16 protein-coding genes, 1 tRNA gene and 2 pseudogenes are annotated in these 16,872 nt (G+C 58.9%); 12 read left to right on the plus strand and 7 right to left on the minus strand.

Translation table 11 applies throughout. The features are described from left to right. Positions 1–2: 2 nt before the first annotated feature. Together NKJ26_RS17315 and NKJ26_RS17320 are read right to left on the minus strand one after the other, a co-directional pair. Positions 3–983 carry an O-methyltransferase gene (locus NKJ26_RS17315; RefSeq protein ID WP_352696284.1) on the minus strand — a complete coding sequence of 327 codons (981 nt, stop codon included), beginning with the start codon at positions 981–983 and terminating at the stop codon, positions 3–5. A 1-nt stretch (position 984) separates the two neighbouring features. Beyond that, complete coding sequence (locus NKJ26_RS17320; RefSeq protein WP_352696285.1) at positions 985–2,301, minus strand: ATP-binding protein; 1,317 nt, start codon at positions 2,299–2,301, stop codon at positions 985–987. A gap of 71 nt (positions 2,302–2,372) precedes the next feature. Here NKJ26_RS17320 and NKJ26_RS17325 point away from each other — a divergent pair, with 71 nt between their 5' ends. Both NKJ26_RS17325 and NKJ26_RS17330 read left to right on the plus strand, forming a co-directional pair. Continuing rightward, a complete protein-coding gene (locus NKJ26_RS17325; protein ID WP_352696355.1) occupies positions 2,373–3,458 on the plus strand; it encodes a DNA cytosine methyltransferase in 1,086 nt (361 codons plus the stop codon). Between the two features lie 2 nt (positions 3,459–3,460). After that, complete coding sequence (locus NKJ26_RS17330; protein ID WP_352696286.1) at positions 3,461–3,907, plus strand: very short patch repair endonuclease; 447 nt, start codon at positions 3,461–3,463, stop codon at positions 3,905–3,907. Between the two features lie 249 nt (positions 3,908–4,156). Here NKJ26_RS17330 and NKJ26_RS17335 read toward each other — a convergent pair whose 3' ends face one another. Beyond that, entirely contained in the window at positions 4,157–5,800 is a 1,644-nt protein-coding gene (locus NKJ26_RS17335; RefSeq protein WP_352696287.1) for an ABC transporter substrate-binding protein, read from the minus strand. Between the two features lie 389 nt (positions 5,801–6,189). Between NKJ26_RS17335 and NKJ26_RS17340 the strand changes: the two genes are divergently transcribed. From NKJ26_RS17340 to NKJ26_RS17355, 4 genes and pseudogenes are all read left to right on the plus strand, one after another. Next, positions 6,190–7,116 (plus strand): DUF1003 domain-containing protein, encoded by a 927-nt coding sequence (locus tag NKJ26_RS17340; RefSeq protein WP_352696288.1) that lies wholly within the window; start codon positions 6,190–6,192, stop codon positions 7,114–7,116. 296 nt (positions 7,117–7,412) lie between these two features. Then, positions 7,413–7,489 (plus strand) — tRNA-Arg (locus NKJ26_RS17345). A gap of 210 nt (positions 7,490–7,699) precedes the next feature. After that, positions 7,700–7,993, plus strand: a pseudogene (locus tag NKJ26_RS17350) (ArsR/SmtB family transcription factor); the annotation flags it as partial. 84 nt (positions 7,994–8,077) lie between these two features. Next, positions 8,078–8,503 (plus strand): annotated as a pseudogene (locus NKJ26_RS17355) (SRPBCC family protein); the annotation flags it as partial. Here the strand turns inward: NKJ26_RS17355 and NKJ26_RS17360 are convergent. Continuing rightward, positions 8,500–8,640 carry a TetR family transcriptional regulator gene (locus NKJ26_RS17360; RefSeq protein WP_352696356.1) on the minus strand — a complete coding sequence of 47 codons (141 nt, stop codon included), beginning with the start codon at positions 8,638–8,640 and terminating at the stop codon, positions 8,500–8,502. The pseudogene NKJ26_RS17355 and the gene NKJ26_RS17360 overlap by 4 nt on opposite strands. A 226-nt stretch (positions 8,641–8,866) precedes the next feature. Here NKJ26_RS17360 and NKJ26_RS17365 point away from each other — a divergent pair, with 226 nt between their 5' ends. The 6 genes from NKJ26_RS17365 to NKJ26_RS17390 all read left to right on the plus strand — a co-directional run bounded on the left by NKJ26_RS17365 (position 8,867) and on the right by NKJ26_RS17390 (position 14,180). After that, positions 8,867–9,586 (plus strand): FadR/GntR family transcriptional regulator, encoded by a 720-nt coding sequence (locus tag NKJ26_RS17365; RefSeq protein WP_352696289.1) that lies wholly within the window; start codon positions 8,867–8,869, stop codon positions 9,584–9,586. Positions 9,587–9,698: 112 nt separating this feature from the next. Continuing rightward, a complete protein-coding gene (locus tag NKJ26_RS17370; RefSeq protein WP_352696357.1) occupies positions 9,699–10,625 on the plus strand; it encodes a sialic acid TRAP transporter substrate-binding protein SiaP in 927 nt (308 codons plus the stop codon). A gap of 142 nt (positions 10,626–10,767) precedes the next feature. Then, the gene (locus NKJ26_RS17375) at positions 10,768–11,340 is read left to right on the plus strand and encodes a TRAP transporter small permease (RefSeq protein WP_352696290.1); all 573 of its coding nucleotides are present in this window, start codon (positions 10,768–10,770) and stop codon (positions 11,338–11,340) included. Between the two features lie 3 nt (positions 11,341–11,343). Continuing rightward, positions 11,344–12,750, plus strand: coding sequence for a TRAP transporter large permease (locus tag NKJ26_RS17380; RefSeq protein WP_352696291.1), 1,407 nt, complete (start codon positions 11,344–11,346; stop codon positions 12,748–12,750). Further along, positions 12,747–13,796, plus strand: coding sequence for an L-idonate 5-dehydrogenase (locus NKJ26_RS17385; protein ID WP_352603709.1), 1,050 nt, complete (start codon positions 12,747–12,749; stop codon positions 13,794–13,796). The genes NKJ26_RS17380 and NKJ26_RS17385 overlap by 4 nt, the downstream gene beginning before the upstream one ends. Positions 13,797–13,829: 33 nt before the next feature. Continuing rightward, on the plus strand, positions 13,830–14,180 hold the full coding sequence (locus NKJ26_RS17390) for a hypothetical protein (protein WP_352603711.1): 351 nt from the start codon (positions 13,830–13,832) through the stop codon (positions 14,178–14,180). Positions 14,181–14,257: 77 nt separating this feature from the next. On the opposite strand, the gene NKJ26_RS17395 is transcribed toward NKJ26_RS17390, so the two are convergent. The 3 genes from NKJ26_RS17395 to NKJ26_RS17405 all read right to left on the minus strand — a co-directional run bounded on the left by NKJ26_RS17395 (position 14,258) and on the right by NKJ26_RS17405 (position 16,719). Beyond that, a complete protein-coding gene (locus tag NKJ26_RS17395) occupies positions 14,258–14,659 on the minus strand; it encodes an MAPEG family protein (RefSeq protein ID WP_352603713.1) in 402 nt (133 codons plus the stop codon). Between the two features lie 101 nt (positions 14,660–14,760). Continuing rightward, positions 14,761–16,275: an amino acid permease gene (locus NKJ26_RS17400; protein ID WP_352696292.1), complete on the minus strand. Its 1,515-nt coding sequence runs from the start codon at positions 16,273–16,275 to the stop codon at positions 14,761–14,763. A 99-nt stretch (positions 16,276–16,374) separates the two neighbouring features. After that, positions 16,375–16,719 carry a hypothetical protein gene (locus NKJ26_RS17405; RefSeq protein ID WP_352603717.1) on the minus strand — a complete coding sequence of 115 codons (345 nt, stop codon included), beginning with the start codon at positions 16,717–16,719 and terminating at the stop codon, positions 16,375–16,377. Between the last annotated feature and the right edge of the window lie 153 nt (positions 16,720–16,872).

Raw genomic sequence — 16,872 nt, forward strand, 5'->3', positions numbered from 1 at the left:
AGCTAGCCCTCGAGAGAAGCAAAGCTTGGAAGATACCTATAGAGATTTGCAAATGCTTCTGCGTCTCGTCCCGGCACTATATTTCCGCCAAGGGCGGGGGAGATATCTCCGGGCAAACGGGTTTCAAGCAGACGCATCTCTCTCTGTGTCAATATTGGCACGACCAGTCGGGTTGCGTCGTCGTCAGCCCTGTAAAAACTAAGCTCGTTAAAACCGCGGGAAGATAGTAAATTTCTTTGCCCGCTGTCGACGAAGATGCCGCATACGGTGGTCATCTTAGCTCCGTCGGCGTATTCAAACGCGGCGAATTGCTCGAATTCAATCTTTTGATCAATAGGCCGGCCGACATTTCTTGCTGCTAGAGCGGCTGCAATCGTTGACTTAACCATCTGCCGAATGAGCTTTGCGTTTGCCCAGCCGCGCAAGTCCGAATCCAATGCTTCTGCTGGAACTGGCCCAGCGCCGAAATTGTCTCGAAGTTCTTGCACCGACGCTACTTCCCGGATCACCTCTTCCCCATCATCATCCAGAGCGGTGAAAACGGGCGGGCCCTCTACCTGAATAGAAACGACGAAAACGGATCCGGGGCAGGCATTGCTAGCAACTACACGTGTATCCTCAAGCATGTCTTTAGTCAGACGGTCGTCATAGTCGAGCCATGTTATCGCTCGTACTGTCCAATCCAAAGATGGTAGTGCTACAGCGGTGTCTTTAAAGATCAGTTGTATGCATGCAAGCGGCTTATTGAACTCGAAACGCGGCTTATGAGCCACCTCGCGCTCAATAGAGATCATATCGACTATCCCTAGCGATTTATGAAAATGCGAAAAGTCTGAAAACCAAAGGGATCCCATACCGATATATCTATAACTTTTAACGGCCCCAAAAGGATGAACTTTGCCGATGGCCTCTGATATCATACGTCGTTCGGCGTATTTTCCTGGTCTAAGGCTATAATCGATCGAGCGGTAGCTTGCAGCCATTTCAGATTACTTTGTCCCGATAGACGGTATCAAATGTTTGTTCGCCCACGGCTTTGGCTGTGCTTAACCCGAGTGCAGTCATCAAAGAAAGTAGTTGGGCCTCCGGTCGAGAATATGTGATCCGTTTCATTACTGGCCCCGAGAATTTCTCTTTGTCGGGAGCTTTGAATGTGGCCTTCTGTGTCACTCGATCAGCTTGGATTGGCGTAGCGGATGCCAGAGCCTTTGATAGCGGGCCAGCTGAGCCCTGGTCGGACGCCTCGTTGTCGAGGTCGTTTAAAAAATCAATCACGGTTCGAGTACTGGTGATCATCTTCTCCAGTGCACGCTGCCACAGGGGAGAGTCTGCATCAATTCCCGTTTTCGTTGTGTTCCAAGGCAACAGTTCTGCAGAAGTGCAATCAAAATAGATTATTCCGCGAAAGCGTGCGAACTGGTTGTGAAATTTTGGAACATCTCGGTTATCTGGAGTAGCACGGCCCCAGCCGGTTTCACCGCTTCTATCTGCTGCTATAACCACCCTACCGTTGCAGACAACATACCACCCGGATGTCTGAGGAGACGAATATCCTACTCCAGCCACAATCTTGACTTTGACTGTAACCCCATCAAAAACTTCCTCATATTCTTCAAGTGAAGGGGTCACCGTTCCAGTCAGGAAGTTTAAGTCTACTGCAGTAAGCGCTACACCACCTAGCCGAATTTCTAACCCCTTTGCTATAAACTGCCTTTGATGGACACGTATAAGTTCCGATAGTTGGTTTTGGAACCACTGCGTGGAGAATCTGGACGATACCTCGGGGCGTAGCCGACTAACTTCGATCTTTGTTCCCCATTCCGATTCCGGTATCTTTGCGTTGGTGTCAGAAGTCAGGAAATCGAACGTCCAACTTGGTCCATTTTCCCACAGGTCCACGTTGACCTTCACCGACCAGCTTTCGTCTTGGGTCTTTGATAGAATCGAAAACTCTCTGCCGAATTTGAAAAGAGCGCGCTTCATTCCGACGCCAAATTGGCCTATCGAAAATGGGGTAACCCGCGCTTCTTTTGGGCGCCCAAAACGAAATGCATAGTCGCGAGCGGTCGCTATATCGAAGCCGCCGCAATTATCCTCGATCACAAACGATTGTTCATTGAGAACTATTTTGACCCACAGACCAGAGAAATCGAGTTCAGCCGGTTCTCTGAGGCGCTTTGCGCCATCGATGCAATTGTCAACTAAGTCAAGAACCGCTCGCTCCAGCGGTATATCTCGTATTAACATGTCGACGAAAAACTGCTTCGTCGGCATGGCGTCAATCGGCGCCGCCTCGGTCATTGTTTGCCCCCTCAAGGGCCTTAGTCTAACGCTACTCAAGAGTGCTGATCAAGCTTATGAATTCCACATATATGTCCAGGCCACGGATCGTCGACTTATTCTGCGGATGCTCGGGCTTGGGCTTGGGCGCACGAGAAGCCGGATTTGCCGTGCCGTTGTCCGTCGATATAGATCCAATCCTGACCAGTTCGCATCGCCTGAATTTTAACAGTGGAAAACTCCTTCTTAGCAACCTTCATTCGATGAGTGGCGGCGATGTGCTCGAGGCGGCAGGTGGGCAGCCGATCGATGGGATCGTTGGGGGGCCGCCCTGTCAAGGTTTCAGCTCAATCGGTCGTCTGGATCCTGAAGACCCTCGGCGCGAACTGCTTTGGGCGTTCTTCAGGATAGTGATGGAAGCGAGGCCCCGCTTCTTCGTTATGGAAAACGTTCGCGGCCTGTTGTTTCCAAAGAACCGGCCCTTGCTTGACGCCTGCCTAGAAAGGGCGTCTTCCCACTATGAAATAGTCGGGCCTGTGGTAATTGACGCTGCTGACCATGGGGCTGCAACCCGCAGGGTCCGAATTTTTGTGATTGGCTATGATAAAAATTCGGTGGATCCAGTCAGCGTGGACGCTATCACTAAATCACGCCTGCCGCCCTCAACAGTAAGGGATGCAATTTCTGATTTGACTGACGCGAGTTGCGCTGGCGTAGTCGAGGGCTTCGATCAGTGGACTTACGGCGAAAGTGACAAGATTTCAGAATACGCGGCCAAAATGCGCGGTGAGGGAAATCGTACCACTACTGGCCATCGTAAGATTGCTCATGACCCCAAGATATCCGCGCGCTTTGCTCAAGTTGCGCAGGGTGCGACCGACCCTGTCGGACGTTATCCTCGCCTAGCGTGGCTGGGGCAGGCTCCAACCATAAGAGCCGGAACCGGCCCGGACAAAGGTTCCTATCAAGCTGTCAGACCTCTACACCCAAGCGAACCCAGAGTCATCACTGTGAGAGAGGCCGCAAGGCTTCAAGGCTTTCCCGATTGGTTCCGATTCCATCCTACCGCTTGGCATAGTTTCAGAATGGTCGGAAATAGCGTTTCCCCCTTTGTATCAAGGGCGCTACTCAGTCTGATGTATTCAAGGGTTCAGGCAACCCCAATAGCGGCGGAATAGCGTTGGATAGGCTGAGTCCAAATCGTAGATCGTGGTTGATGTCGAGGATTCGCGGGAAAGATACCACTCCCGAATTGATTGTTAGACGGCTTTTACATCGCTTGGGATACAGGTATCGCCTTCATCATCCAAGAATGCCTGGAAAGCCCGACTTGGTCCTAAAATCGCGAAGAAAGATCGTTTTTATTCACGGTTGCTTTTGGCATAGGCATGCGGGTTGCAGAAAGGCGACATCGCCAAAATCAAACCAGAGTTTTTGGCAGGAAAAGTTTGAGAAAAACGTAGCTCGTGACGAAATAGCTCGCCTCACTTTGGAGGCACAAGGCTGGGACGTTCTCGTCGTTTGGCAATGCGAAACGAAAGACCTCGAGATTCTGGAACGGTCACTGATCACCTTCCTAGAGGCGCCTGTTCGTGACAGAAAAGAGCGCCAAGACAGGGTGAGCTAGTCCTGTTAGTCCAGCCGGGCGGTCGAACTAGTCGAAGATTGCGCGATGTAATCCGCGTCGCCGACCATCGCGTTGCTTTGGACAGCTGGCCAACCATTTAAAACGCCGCCCTGGAGGGCACGCAATAGTCGCGCCTTATCTTCAGCCGGCTTTGACTTCGCGGAGGGCGTCCCCCCACTCCCTCCCGGCTTCGCCGGGCCACCTCTCCCCCACTTTCGTGGGGGCGAGGAAATCAGGTCAGCGCTAGGCTCACCCCTCCAGCCAAACCTTCTCAAAGTGCTGTTCCAGCGCCTGGTGCTGTTCGCAGCCTTCGACGCCGTTGCGGTAGGTCCGGTAGACCGAGCGCCAGTAGGGTTGGATGATGATGCCTGAGTCGCGCAGATTCTTCTCGATGCCGGCCATGATCTCCTTGCGCTGGGCGGCGTCGGGCGTTGCGAGCGCCTTGTCGAGCAGCTCGTCAAACTCCTTGTTGGCGTAGGCGCTTTCGTTCCAGGCGGCGCCCGATTTGTAGGCGAGCGCCAGCACCTGGACGCCGAGCGGGCGGCCGAGCCATTCGGTGCAGGAGAAGGGATATTTGCTCCAGTCGTTCCAGAAGGTGGCGGCCGGCAGAACGGTGCGCTTGACCTTCAGGCCCGCGTCGCGCATCAGCGCCGCGATCGCGTCGCCCGTGTTCTTTTGCCATTCGACATCGACGGAGATGAGGTCGTATTCATGGTCCGCCTTGCCGGACTCCGCCAGCAGCTTCCTGGCTCCCGCCACATCGCGCTTGGCCGGGCCGATATCGGCATATTCGGGGTGCATGGGGCCGACATGGTGATTGTCGGCGGGCTTGCCGCGGAGGCCGCCGAGGCCGAGCGTCAGCACGGCGTAATTGTCGACGGAAAGCTGGGCGGCACGACGCACCCTAACGTCGTCATAGGGCGGATTGCCGACATTGAAGCGGGCGACGATGGTGGAGCCGGTGGCGATCTCGGAATTTTTCAAGCCCATCTGCTCGGTCTGCGAGACGGCATCGGAAGCGGTCTCGTGGTCGGTGTCGATCTCGCCGGATTCGAATGCCGACAGCATGGCGTTGGGATCCGAGCCGTAATCGACCCATTTGATGCCATCGAGCCAGAATTCGCCCTTCCACCACGGCTTGTCCCTGCGCTTCACCTCGGCGCCCGTCTCGGCATCCCACTTCACCAGCTCGCAGGGACCGGTGGTGATCGCCAGCGCCTTCATGGGGTCACCGTCGCCGTCATAGGAGCGGTGCATGATCAGCGCGGGATAGTCGGCCATGCCGGCGATCAGCGAAATGTCCGGCTTGGGTAGGTTGAGCTTGATGGTAAAATCGTCGACCTTCTCGATGCCGCCGTCGACCACTTTCTTGGTGCCGGCATCGACCAGCGCGCCCATGCGCGCGGCCACCGAATTGCCGGCGACACCGGCCTCGCACCAGCGGGTGAGATTGTGGACGACATCGTCTGAATTGAAGGCATCGCCGTTCGACCAGTTAATGCCCTTGCGCACGTGCAGGGTCAGCGTCTTGGCGTCGTCGCTCATCTCCCAGCTTTCGAGCAGCCAGGGCTCGAAGGAGAAATCGGTGTTCCAGCGCACCAAATATTCGTTGCAGTGGCGGGCGACATTGGACATTTCGACGCCGTCGAAGGTGCGCGGATCCTTGAAGCCCTTGACGTTCATGGCGACGCGCAGCACGCCGCCGCGCTTGGGTTCGGCGGCGCGGGCAGGAGTGGGAGCGAGGCCGCCCAGCGCCAGCGCGCCGGCGGCGCTGACGCCGAGGCCGGCCATGAGGGCCAGATATTCACGGCGGCTGATGCCGCCTTTCCTGAAATCGTCGGCGACGGGCTCGGCCTGCGGGTGCAATTTGCGGTCGGTCAGCATGAATTTCATCGTCGTTCCCTTGTCGTTGGGCGCTCCGACGAACCGCCAATACGAGAGCGGACGCGACCGCCGGGGCACCAATGTTCGAGCGGGAATGATAAGGCGGCGTGACGCCAGGGAATGTTCTGGAATCCGCAGGACTTGTGCGGCGCTCCGCAGGGGATGGAGCACTCCCTACTCGTCATCCACGGGCATCGCGGAGACCTGAGGATCCCGACTTCAAAGTACCGCGGTGCAGAATTTCCGCTCCGCTGCACGGCACGGCTAAGGTCACGGCCCACCCATCGCTTCGCCCCAGGATGACCAAGTCGGGACGTCAAATTCCCATGCGCGCCGGTGGCTATGCGCCGCCACATTGGCGTATCGTCTTTCCCATCGCGACAGCAGGAGCCCGCACCATGAGCACCCTTCCCAAGGCACCTGAGCAGAAGCCGGCGGACAATGACGGCGGCGGCGAATATTTCGAGGCGCCGACGGCAGGCGGGCTTGAAGCCGACCAGGGTTTGGACGAGCACCTCGAAGCGCCCGACGTGCCGGACTCCGAGCCGGCCGGCCCCGGCGCGTCACGCGGCAAGCCCAAGAAAAAACCGTCGGCGATATCGGGCCGCAAGTTCCGCAAGCGCGACCTGGTGCGCATCGACAATCTGCGCCCGAGCCTCGCCGACCGTATCCGCTCCGATCATCCGGACCTGCCGACCGGCGCCCGCATCAGCCGCGCCGAGCTCGGCCGCTACCGCATGCGCTACATGGAAGAACTGCTCCAGCAGGAGCACGGCGAATTCTCCGAGCTCGACCGCCAGGTGGTGGAATCGATCGCAAGGCAGGACACGATTTCCGAAAACAGCGAGGAGGAGTTCGAGGAGCACCGCTCCTTCGCCGACCGCGTCTCCGACACCATGGCGGCCTTCGGCGGCAGCTGGTGGTTCCTGATCTCCTTCGCCAGCGTGCTTTTGGTGTGGATCGGCATCAACCTGATCGCGGGCATGGGTAGCGCCTTCGATCCCTATCCGTTCATCCTGCTCAACCTGTTGCTCTCCTGCATTGCCGCCATCCAGGCTCCGATCATCATGATGAGCCAGAAGCGTCAGGAGACCAAGGACCGCCTGCGCTCCTTCAACGACTACCGCGTCAACCTCAAAGCCGAGCTCGAAGTGCGCCATCTGCACGAAAAGCTCGACTACCTCATCTCGCGCCAGTGGACCCGCCTGGCCGAAATGCAGCAGATGCAGCTCGACGCCATGCATGAGCTGACGGGCGCGAAGAAGCCGAAGCGGGCGGCAAGACGAGTGAGGAGGCGGGTGGTGAAGAGCGAGGCGACGGGGTGAGGGAATGCACAGCAGGCATGATCGGAAGAAGCGCGCCGCTATTGCAGACACACACACAAAGCTCGCCTCTGGCAGGCTTGGGTTCCTCGCCCTCACCAAGTGGGGGAGGTGGCTTGGCGAAGCCGAGACGGAGAAGGGGAGCGCCATACACGACAAGCCCGCACCTGTGAGAGGGCCACCTGCACCATGGGACGCGGCGCCAATCCCCAATTGCCCGTTGAAGCCCGCGCCCGCTTCCGCTAAGAAGCCGTGACTTGCCGGTTCACCGGCTGGTTCGTTTTCCGGCCCGCCGGGAAGCACCCGTAGCTCAGCTGGATAGAGCGCTGCCCTCCGAAGGCAGAGGTCACAGGTTCGAATCCTGTCGGGTGCGCCAATTTCAATACATATTACAAATGGTTAGATTGGCGGACCCCGGCTGATTGGGCGCATGTGCCATGCGGACAGCGCCTTGCCGATGCATGAGCATTTCCGAAACCTGACCACGGTTTCCCTTTTACCCGACGGACCCGGATCGGGACTGAGGTTCCGCAACGTCGACCACTCCAGCTTGACAGGGCAGGCCCATCGCCTTAGGTTTGCGTTAGTGGCCACTAACGCGAACTACTGGACTGCGCTCGGAGACTCGACGAGGCGCACGATCTTCGAACTGTTGGTCGAACGGCCTTGTTCGGTCAGCGGACTTGCTCGTGTGCTGCCTGTAACCAGACCGGCGGTCTCTCAGCACTTGAAGGTACTCAAGGATGCCGGGCTTGTGGCCGACACGCGCTCGGGCAAGGAACGCATATATCGTATCGACCCCGGCGGCCTGGCAAGTCTGCGCGCGGAAGTCGATCAGTTCTGGAGCAAGACCCTAGCGGGCTACAAATTGGCCGTCGAGCTTCCGAAGAAGGAATCAGGCATGAGCAAGCATCCTACACCCGCGCCTGTAAGGCACTCCGTCGTTGTCGAGGCCCCTATCGCGCGAGCCTTCAAGGTCTTCACCGAGGATTTCGGCAGGTTCAAACCTCGCGAGCACAATCTTCTCGCAATGCCCATTGCTGAGACGATCTTTGAACCCCGGGTCGGGGGTCACGTTTACGATCGCGGCGTGGACGGCAGCGAGTGCCGCTGGGCTCGTGTGTTGGCTTACGATCCGCCCAGCCGACTGGTTCTGAGTTGGGATATCAGCCCGCGGTGGCAGATTGAGACCGACCTGAACAAGACCAGCGAATGGGAAGTCCGGTTCACGGCGGAGACGGAGAACCGAACCAGGGTTGAGATCGAGCACCGGAATCTCGAGCGCCATGGCGAAGGCTGGGAGAGCGTGCGCGGTGGGGTTGATAGCGATCAGGGCTGGCCGCTGTACCTGCAGCGGTTCCACGATCTTTTCACCGGTCAGGCGGCCTAACGCCGATCTGCGATTGAGGACGCGCCGAAGTGATGGTGGATGTTGGCTCGTGTCGTGCCGATCGCCGTCGCTATATCGCCGAAGCTGAAACGGTCGTGGCCGCGCAGGACATGGAACTCGGCCGCGATCTCTTTGATCTTGCTGCGGGTAGAATGCGCCTCGTCACCGGGAGTCGGTTCTCATATCCCTTAAACGGGCCCGCAGCTGGGCACGAAACGCGACCTGCGCCCCACTATCTATCACAATGTCGCGTCCAACGCTGGTCGCTCTTGACTCGCCCAATCCTCCGTCTAGGCTGTGGTCAATAGGTCAGACCAATATGCCAGTCGGCATAACGATATCTGAAGAGAGGATTGGGCTGATATGCCGATCCAGGCGGTTGAACCGCGTCGGCTCTATCGACAGGTCGCCGATCAGCTCAGGCAGCTGATCGACTCCGGCGAGTTTGCCGTCGGCGACCGTCTGCCGACCGAGCGGGATTTGGCCGACCAGTTGGGAATCTCTCGTCCGACAGTGCGCGAAGCACTGATCGCGCTGGAAGTCGAAGGTCGCATCCGCATTCGCGTCGGCTCCGGCATCTACGTCACGGATCCGCCGAACGCCGCCGCATCCGAAGCGGCAACGGACGAAGGTCCGTTCGAGCTGTTGCGCGCGCGCGAATTCGTCGAAGGCGCGATCGCCGCCGAAGCCGCTCTCCATATTCGGCCGGCCGATCTCAAGCTGCTGGATGACGTGCTGCGCCGGATGGAGGCCATGCGCCACCCGAACAAAATGACCATCGCGCTTGACCGGGAATTCCACACGGCGGTGGCGGGCATTCTCGAAAACGCCGTGCTGGTGCGCTTCATCGGCGAGCTGTTCGACCAGCGCATGAACCCTTACTTCGAACGCCTCTCCACCTATTTCGAGAACAAGGAGTCCTGGCAAATCGCCGCCGGGGAGCATCGTGCCGTGCGCGACGCGATTGCGGCGCGCGATCCCGAGCGTGCCAAGGCTGCCATGCAACATCATCTGCGTCAGTCGCAGATCAGGTTCTCACGCAATTTCGATGAAAGAGCCGTAGCCAAGGAGGTTACGCAATAGAGCGTTGGATTAGCAGTCGGGCGGGGGAGCCAGTAAGCCAACACGACCACAGGGAGGAATTAGGATGCTGAGAAAATACGCAGTTCTGCTGGGTGTGATCGTCGCGAGCGTCATGCCGATGGCTTCGGCCTCGGCTCAGACGGTGCTGAAATGGGCCCATGTCTACGAGACGTCGGAGCCTTTCCATACCGAGTCCGTCTGGGCAGCCGACGAGATCAAGAAGCGCACCCAAGGCCGCTACGCCATCGACGTTTATCCGGCCTCGCAACTCGGCAAGGAAGCAGACATCAACCAGGGCCTGATGCTCGGCACTGTCGACATCATCATTTCCGGATCGAGCTTCGCGGCACGCGAATATCCGCCGATCGGCGTCACCTATTTCCCCTATACTTTCCGTGATGCCGACCATCTGCTGAAATACACCAAGAGCGACATCTACAAGGCTCTGACCAAGGGCTACGAGGATAAGACCGGCAATCATATCGCTGCCACCACCTATTATGGCACGCGGCAGACCACCTCGAACCGGCCAATCGCCAAATGCTCCGACATGCAAGGCCTGAAAATGCGCGTTCCCGACGTGCCGGCCTATCTCGCCATGCCGCGTGCCTGCGGTGCCAATACCGCACCGATTGCCTTCGCCGAGGTCTACCTGGCCCTGCAGAACGGCACGGTCGAGGCCCAGGAGAACCCGCTGACCACTATCGAGGCGAAGAAGTTCTATGAGGTGCAGAAGAACATCGTGCTCACCGGCCATATCGTCGATCATCTCAACACCATCGTATCGGCGTCGCGCTGGGCCTCGCTTTCCGACGAGGACAAGAAGATCTTCACCGAGGTGATGCAGGAGGCCGCCGCTCGCGCCACGGCAAAGATCGTCGCCCGAGAAAAGGAACTGGTGCAGGTATTCAAGGACCGCGGCATCAGCGTGACGGATGTCGATCGTGCCGATTTCGAGAAGAATGTGCTGGAGAAGGTCTCCTTCGAGGAGTTCGGCTACAACAAGGCTGATTGGGAAGCGATCCGCGCCATCAAGTAGGGCATCGGGAAATCGGATGCTCATCACGAGGATAGAGCGGCAATCGGATTCGCCGCTTTAACCTGCCCATCCGTCCGGCTTCACGTTGCGCCGGACGGCGTTTCCAATCCTTGACGATCCACCAGCTTCGGGAGCCCCCGCCATGGCCGAGGAACACCACACCGAGATCACCGTCGAAGAGATCGCCCATGCCTTCGAGGAGGTGCCGGTACACGTCGACCTGTCGGACCACGGCGTCGAGGACTGGATCACGCTCGCCGTGTTCTGGGGCATGGTCGGCTGTGTCTTCCTGCAGTTCTTCACCCGTTATGCGCTCAACAACAGTCTTGCCTGGACCGAGGAGATCGCCATCAACGCGCTCGTCGTCGTCGTCTTTCTCGGCGCCGCGATGTGCGTGCGCCTTTCGCGCCATATCCATGTCGACGTGCTCTACCACTATCTGCCGGAGCGCGTCGGCCGCTGGCTAGCGCTCGCCGTCGATATTATCCGCATCGCATTCTTCGCCTACGGATCCTGGCTTATGTGGCGCTACGTCACGATCGTGGCGCATGAGCGCATGGTCACCGTCAACCTGCCGCGGCGCTGGTTCTTCTACGCCGTCCTGGCCGGCTTCGTACTGATGCTTCTGCGCTCGATCCAGGTCTTTATCGGCAATTACAGGCGCGGCTACTCAGTGCTCGAGCGTCCTGGTGCGTTCGAGACGGCAGGGGTCTGAGCGATGCTGCTTCTGGTCGGAGGTTTCATTGTCCTGATGCTCATTGGCGTGCCGGTCGCCGTTTCGATGGCGGCCGCCTCGATCCTTTACCTCGTCATCTACGGCGTCGCGCCCGATATCATCGCAGCCCAGCGCATGATTGCCGGGGTGGAGAGCTTTCCGCTGCTTGCCGTGCCGTTCTTCATCCTTGCCGGCAACCTCATGAACATCGCCGGCGTGACGGGGCGCATCTATTCCTTCGCCCTTGCCCTGGTCGGCTGGATGAAGGGCGGCCTGGCGCAGGTCAACATCATTGGATCGGTGATCTTTTCCGGCATGTCGGGCACCGCGCTCGCCGACGCCGCCGGCATCGGCACCATCGAGATCAAGGCGATGAAGGATCACGGCTACCCGATCGACGCCGCGGTCGGGGTAACCGCCGCTTCCGCCACGCTCGGACCGATCTTTCCACCCTCGCTGCCCTTCGTCATCTACGGCATGATGGCCAATGTCTCGATTGGCGCGCTGTTCATGGCCGGCATCCTGCCGGGCGTGGTCATGACCGTGCTGATGATGATCACGGTCGCCATCTTCGCCTACAGGCGCGGCTGGGGCTCCGACACGCCCTTCGAGTTTCGGCGGCTGGCCGAAGCGGCGGGCGAGGTGCTGGTGGTGGCGGCCTTTCCGGTTGCCTGCTATGTGCTCGTGCAGCTTGGCCTGTCGATCAACATCGCGGTCGGTATCGCGCTGCTGGTGCTGATCGTGGCGGACTGGTATTTTGACTTCTCCGCGGTCATGGCGCTGATGACACCGGTCATCCTGATCGGCGGCATGACGATGGGCTGGTTCACGCCGACCGAAGCGGCGATGGCGGCCGTGATCTGGTCGCTTTTTCTCGGGCTGGTACGCTACCGCACGATGACGCTGCGCTTGCTCGCCAAGGCCAGCTTCGACACGATCGAGACGACGGCTTCGGTGCTCTTCATCGTTACCGCCGCGTCGATCTTCGCCTGGCTGCTCACCGTCAGCCAGGCGGCACAGCTGTTTTCGAACTTCATCTTCGCGCTCACCGAAAACAAGTGGGTCTTCCTGATCCTGGTCAACATCCTCATGCTGGTGGTCGGCTGCTTTCTCGATACGATCGCCGCGATCACCATTCTGGTGCCGATCCTGCTGCCAGTCGCCGCCGTCTACGGTATCAACCCGGTGCATTTCGGGTTGATCATGACGCTTAACCTGATGATCGGGCTTTTGCACCCGCCGCTCGGCATGGTGCTGTTCGTGTTGTCGCGCGTCGCCAAGCTCTCGGTCGAACGCACCACCATGGCGATCCTGCCCTGGTTGGTGCCGCTTATCGTGGCGCTGCTTCTGATCACCTTCATACCGGCCATCACGCTCTGGCTGCCGACTGAGATGGGACTGATCCGGTGAGCGGCCAGGCGATCGCGGCGACATTGTTCGGCCCGCAAGACCTGCGTGTCGTAGAACATCCGCTCGGCCCGCTGGCGCCAGGGATGGTGCGCGTACGCTTTGGCGCGGGCGGAATTTGCGGCTCCGACCTGCATTATTTCCGCCACGCCCGCACCGGCGATTTCGTTGTTACTTCGCCGCTGATCCTAGGTCACGAAGTCGCTGGCGAGATCGTCGAGACTCACGGTGCGGCACCTGGCCTCAGCGTCGGCGACCACGTCGCGGTCAATCCGTCGCGCTGGTGCGGGCATTGCGCGCGATGTCTCGAAGGCCGCGCCAATCTCTGCGAAAACATCTATTTCATGGGTTCGGCATCGAAGACGCCGCATATGCAGGGCGGGTTCGCCAGTCTGTTCGACGCCACGCCCGCGCAATGTTTCAAGGTTCCACTTGATATGGCCTACCAGGCGGCCGCACTTGCCGAGCCACTGGCGGTCAGTCTGCATGCCGTCGCGCGGGCCGGCGACATCAAGGGCCGCAACGTCATCCTGTTCGGTGCCGGCCCCATCGGTCTCTTGACCATGCTCGCGGCCAGGCTTGGCGGCTGCGGCGAACTCACCGTTGCCGACATATCAGCCGCCCCGCTCGCCTTCGCCCGCCGGTTTGGCGCGGACCGGACGATCGACCTTTCCCGCGGCGACGCCGAGCTCCAGGCGCTCGCCGCCGACAAGCCGCTCGACGTGGCGTTCGAGGTTTCAGGCACCGCGGCGGGCCTTGCCGCTGCGATCGCCAGCGTTCGGCGCGGCGGCACGGTGGTCCAGGTTGGAAATCTTCCCGGCGGCCACATTCCGATGCCGGCCAACGCGGTGATGGCCAAGGAGATCGATCTCAAAGGCACCTTCCGCTTCGGCGTCGAGTTCGGCCGGGCTGTCGATCTCATCGTGCGGGGCGACGTGGACGTCCTCAAGCTCGTGACCGCCGAGCACGCCCTGTCCTCCGCCCCCGATGCTTTCCGTCTCGCCGCCGACCGCTCACAGAGCGTCAAGGTCATGCTGATCGCGGAGTGATGTGCGACCTACGGACTGCCTCGTCGAACATTGTTGGCTTCCATTCTGCTGAAATCGGATTCCAACAGTTGCCCTGCGCCAAACTTGGCACTCACTCACCTATGCAAAGGAACTTTCCATGCGCTGGAAGAGTTCCAAGCCTATCCAGGTGCGAACATGAGGAAGACTTCGCTTCACCTCCTAAAGGGGGCCGGCTACCTGATTTCGACGATCAGCGTGGCTCTCCTGACGATTGTGAGCTGGCAGAATGCATCGAAAGACCTCATGCTGACGGTTTGTCTCCTCGCAGGAGCCGCGACATCGGTGATTGGTATGTTCTGTCGTTGGCTCAGTTACGAGATCGAAAAGCGCCAAGCAGACAGCTTCAGAATAAACAACGACTGATGCCCTCGCTTGGAAAGTTGACGAGATTTTGCATGTGCGCGACTGAAAAAACGCGCGACCCTCGCATTATGTTGGCATTATAGCTCGGGCCGGAGTGACGCTAGCAAAAGCAGCACAATTCCAACGAATGCGACATTCCAGACGAGCGAGCGAACCAGGGGAATCCCCGCGGCGTAGAGCGGAAGATATGCCAGCCTGGCTGAAAAATAGAGACCAGATCCCCATTCGCTCAGGCCGCTCTCACGACCGAGCGCATGCACAAGGAAGACTCCAGCCACGAACACCGGGAATGTCTCCAAAAAGTTGCGAAGTGACCGTTCGAGGCGTCCTGCGACCCCCGTGAGCGGAGGGACTTCCGCATCGCGAGCACTGGCCGTCCAATGATAGCCTCGCTGTAGGCTAGCCGCATGAGAGGCGAGAATAATTTGGACAAAACAGAGCACGCAACTCGCTACAAGCATCGCCAGTTCGAAGCTCATTCAACCCCACACCTCGCTGTTACCCGCACGAATTTGTCAAAGCGTACCGATTAAAGCGTCGCCCCGGCTCTTCAGTGCCTTGGATGCTGACAACGCCGAGTCTATAACGCGGCAGTGCCTTCACGCTGCTTGACGGCGAATTCCTCCTCCGGCGAATAGACCAGCGTTCTGCGGCCATAGGCGCCGAAATAGACGATCGCCAGTGCATACCAGACTGCTACTCCGATGATGCCCTGGCGGTATAACGGGTCGGTAAGCTGGAAGCCGATGGTAATCAAGGCGATGATCACGGTCAGCCACGCGCCCAGCACTCCAAAGGGACTCCTGTAGGGCCGTTCAATGTTCGGGAAACGACGGCGCAGTTGCAGGAAGGTCAGCCCCTGCAGAAGATACGAGAACATAGCGCCAAAAACAGCCATGTTCAGGAGCGTGCCGCCGATGTAAGTGCCGGCGGCCCCGCCGCCTTGGGTAAACCAGATCACCACCATCACGACGAAGCCCACGAGCGATCCTGCGGCAAGCGCCACGTTGGGCGTCTTGTGCTCGCCATGGGTTACCGACAGGAAATGCGGAAAGTAGCCCGCGCGGCTCAGCGAATATATTTGCCGTCCGTAGGCGAAGATGATTGCGTGGAAGCTGGCGACCAGCCCTGCAACTGCGAACAGCGCGAGGACCTTCGCCCAGCCTGCTCCGTAGATGACCCTGAAGCCGTCAAGGATAGGCTCACCCGACGTTCCGTAGGCAAAGGATCCGTCGGGCAGGGCCGGGTTGATGATCAGGATCAGGAACCCTGTGACCAGGAGTGTAAACATGCCGAGCATGATGCCTTTGGGCATATCACGCTTGGGATCCACCGATTCCTCGGAGGCAAGTGGCAATTGCTCAATGGCGAGGAATAGCCACACCGCAAACGGCATCGCCGCGAAAATACCTCGCAGCCCGAACGGCAGGAAAGGCCCGTTCCCCTCCGGCAGCGCGACTGCAGCCCCGTCGGGTCCCACTCCGATATTCATCGCGTTCTTGGCGAAGTCGAATTGTCCCGACGCAAGCGCGCTGACGAAAAAGAACGCCAGGATCGCCAAGGCAATGAGCGTTACAATGACGGTGACCCCGAATGAAAGCGCCACGCCACGCACGTTTAACCCGACGAAGACCAAGTAGCCGGCAAACCACCAGATCGGCTGCCAAGCATCAGGCGTGCCGGTGATGGCCGTCATGTAGGTGCCGATGAAATATACCACGACTGCCGGGGTGAGCACGTATTCGATGTTCTCGGCAATGCCGGTAATGAAGCCGCCCCACGGTCCGAACGCGGTGCGCGCGAACGAATAGGCGCCGCCGGTATGCGGCAGCGCAGGGCTCATCTCCGCAATCGAATAGGTCAGGCCGAGATACATGATGGCGATCAGCACCGTTCCGACGAACATGCCGCCCCAGCCGCCGACGGCAAAGCCGAGGTTCCAACCCGAAAAGTCGCCCGAGATAACGGCACCGACGCCCAATGCCCAAAGCGAGAAGACGCCGGCGTGCCGCCTCAGCCCACGTTTTTCAAAATATTCAGAGCCGGGAGTGTGATAGAAGACACCCCCTTCGTGTTTTTTGGATTCCCCAGCCATCGTCCTGTCCTCTCTGTTGAATGACAGTTGTTCCAAAATGCAAGGCGATCTGCTAAACAGTCTCGTCACTACCCCTTTCCATTTCCGGCATGGGTAGTTTCATTGGTTAGACCACCAGCCGTGAAGAGTTGACGCTAACGTTGCGGATTTGCTGCCGCTTCCCTCGGTTTCGAGCAACGCCGCTTCTGATCTATAGATCAATCCTGGATCGACGATCCATTCACCAGGGGAGAGCGATTCGATATCGTAACGTCCGTCAGGAAGACGTGCTGCAAGCCCAACATAACGATAGTGAGTGCCGGAGGAATCTGTAACTGAGCCAAAGATTGGTCGGTCTGCGAGGTAGCCGATGATCGCGCTTTCAGCACCTGATTGCGAAACCGCGGGGCCAGCAATCCTGAGTGTGTAGTACTCGATCGGAACGCTTCTCGTGCCTAGGCGCATCAGCTTATTCCTCGTTAAAGGAACGCATTGCGCAGTATGCTCGCACGGGCTCGATAAATCCATCCACATGATGGTTCGCGCAGGTAGCACACCTGTTTCAACTCACCCTTGGTGTTAAGACAGGTCTCCGCCAATCAGAGCAGCTGCGTTAGC

It is taken from the genome of Mesorhizobium sp. M0152 (genome assembly GCF_040322415.1).
In the GTDB taxonomy this organism is placed as follows: Bacteria; Pseudomonadota; Alphaproteobacteria; order Rhizobiales; family Rhizobiaceae; genus Mesorhizobium.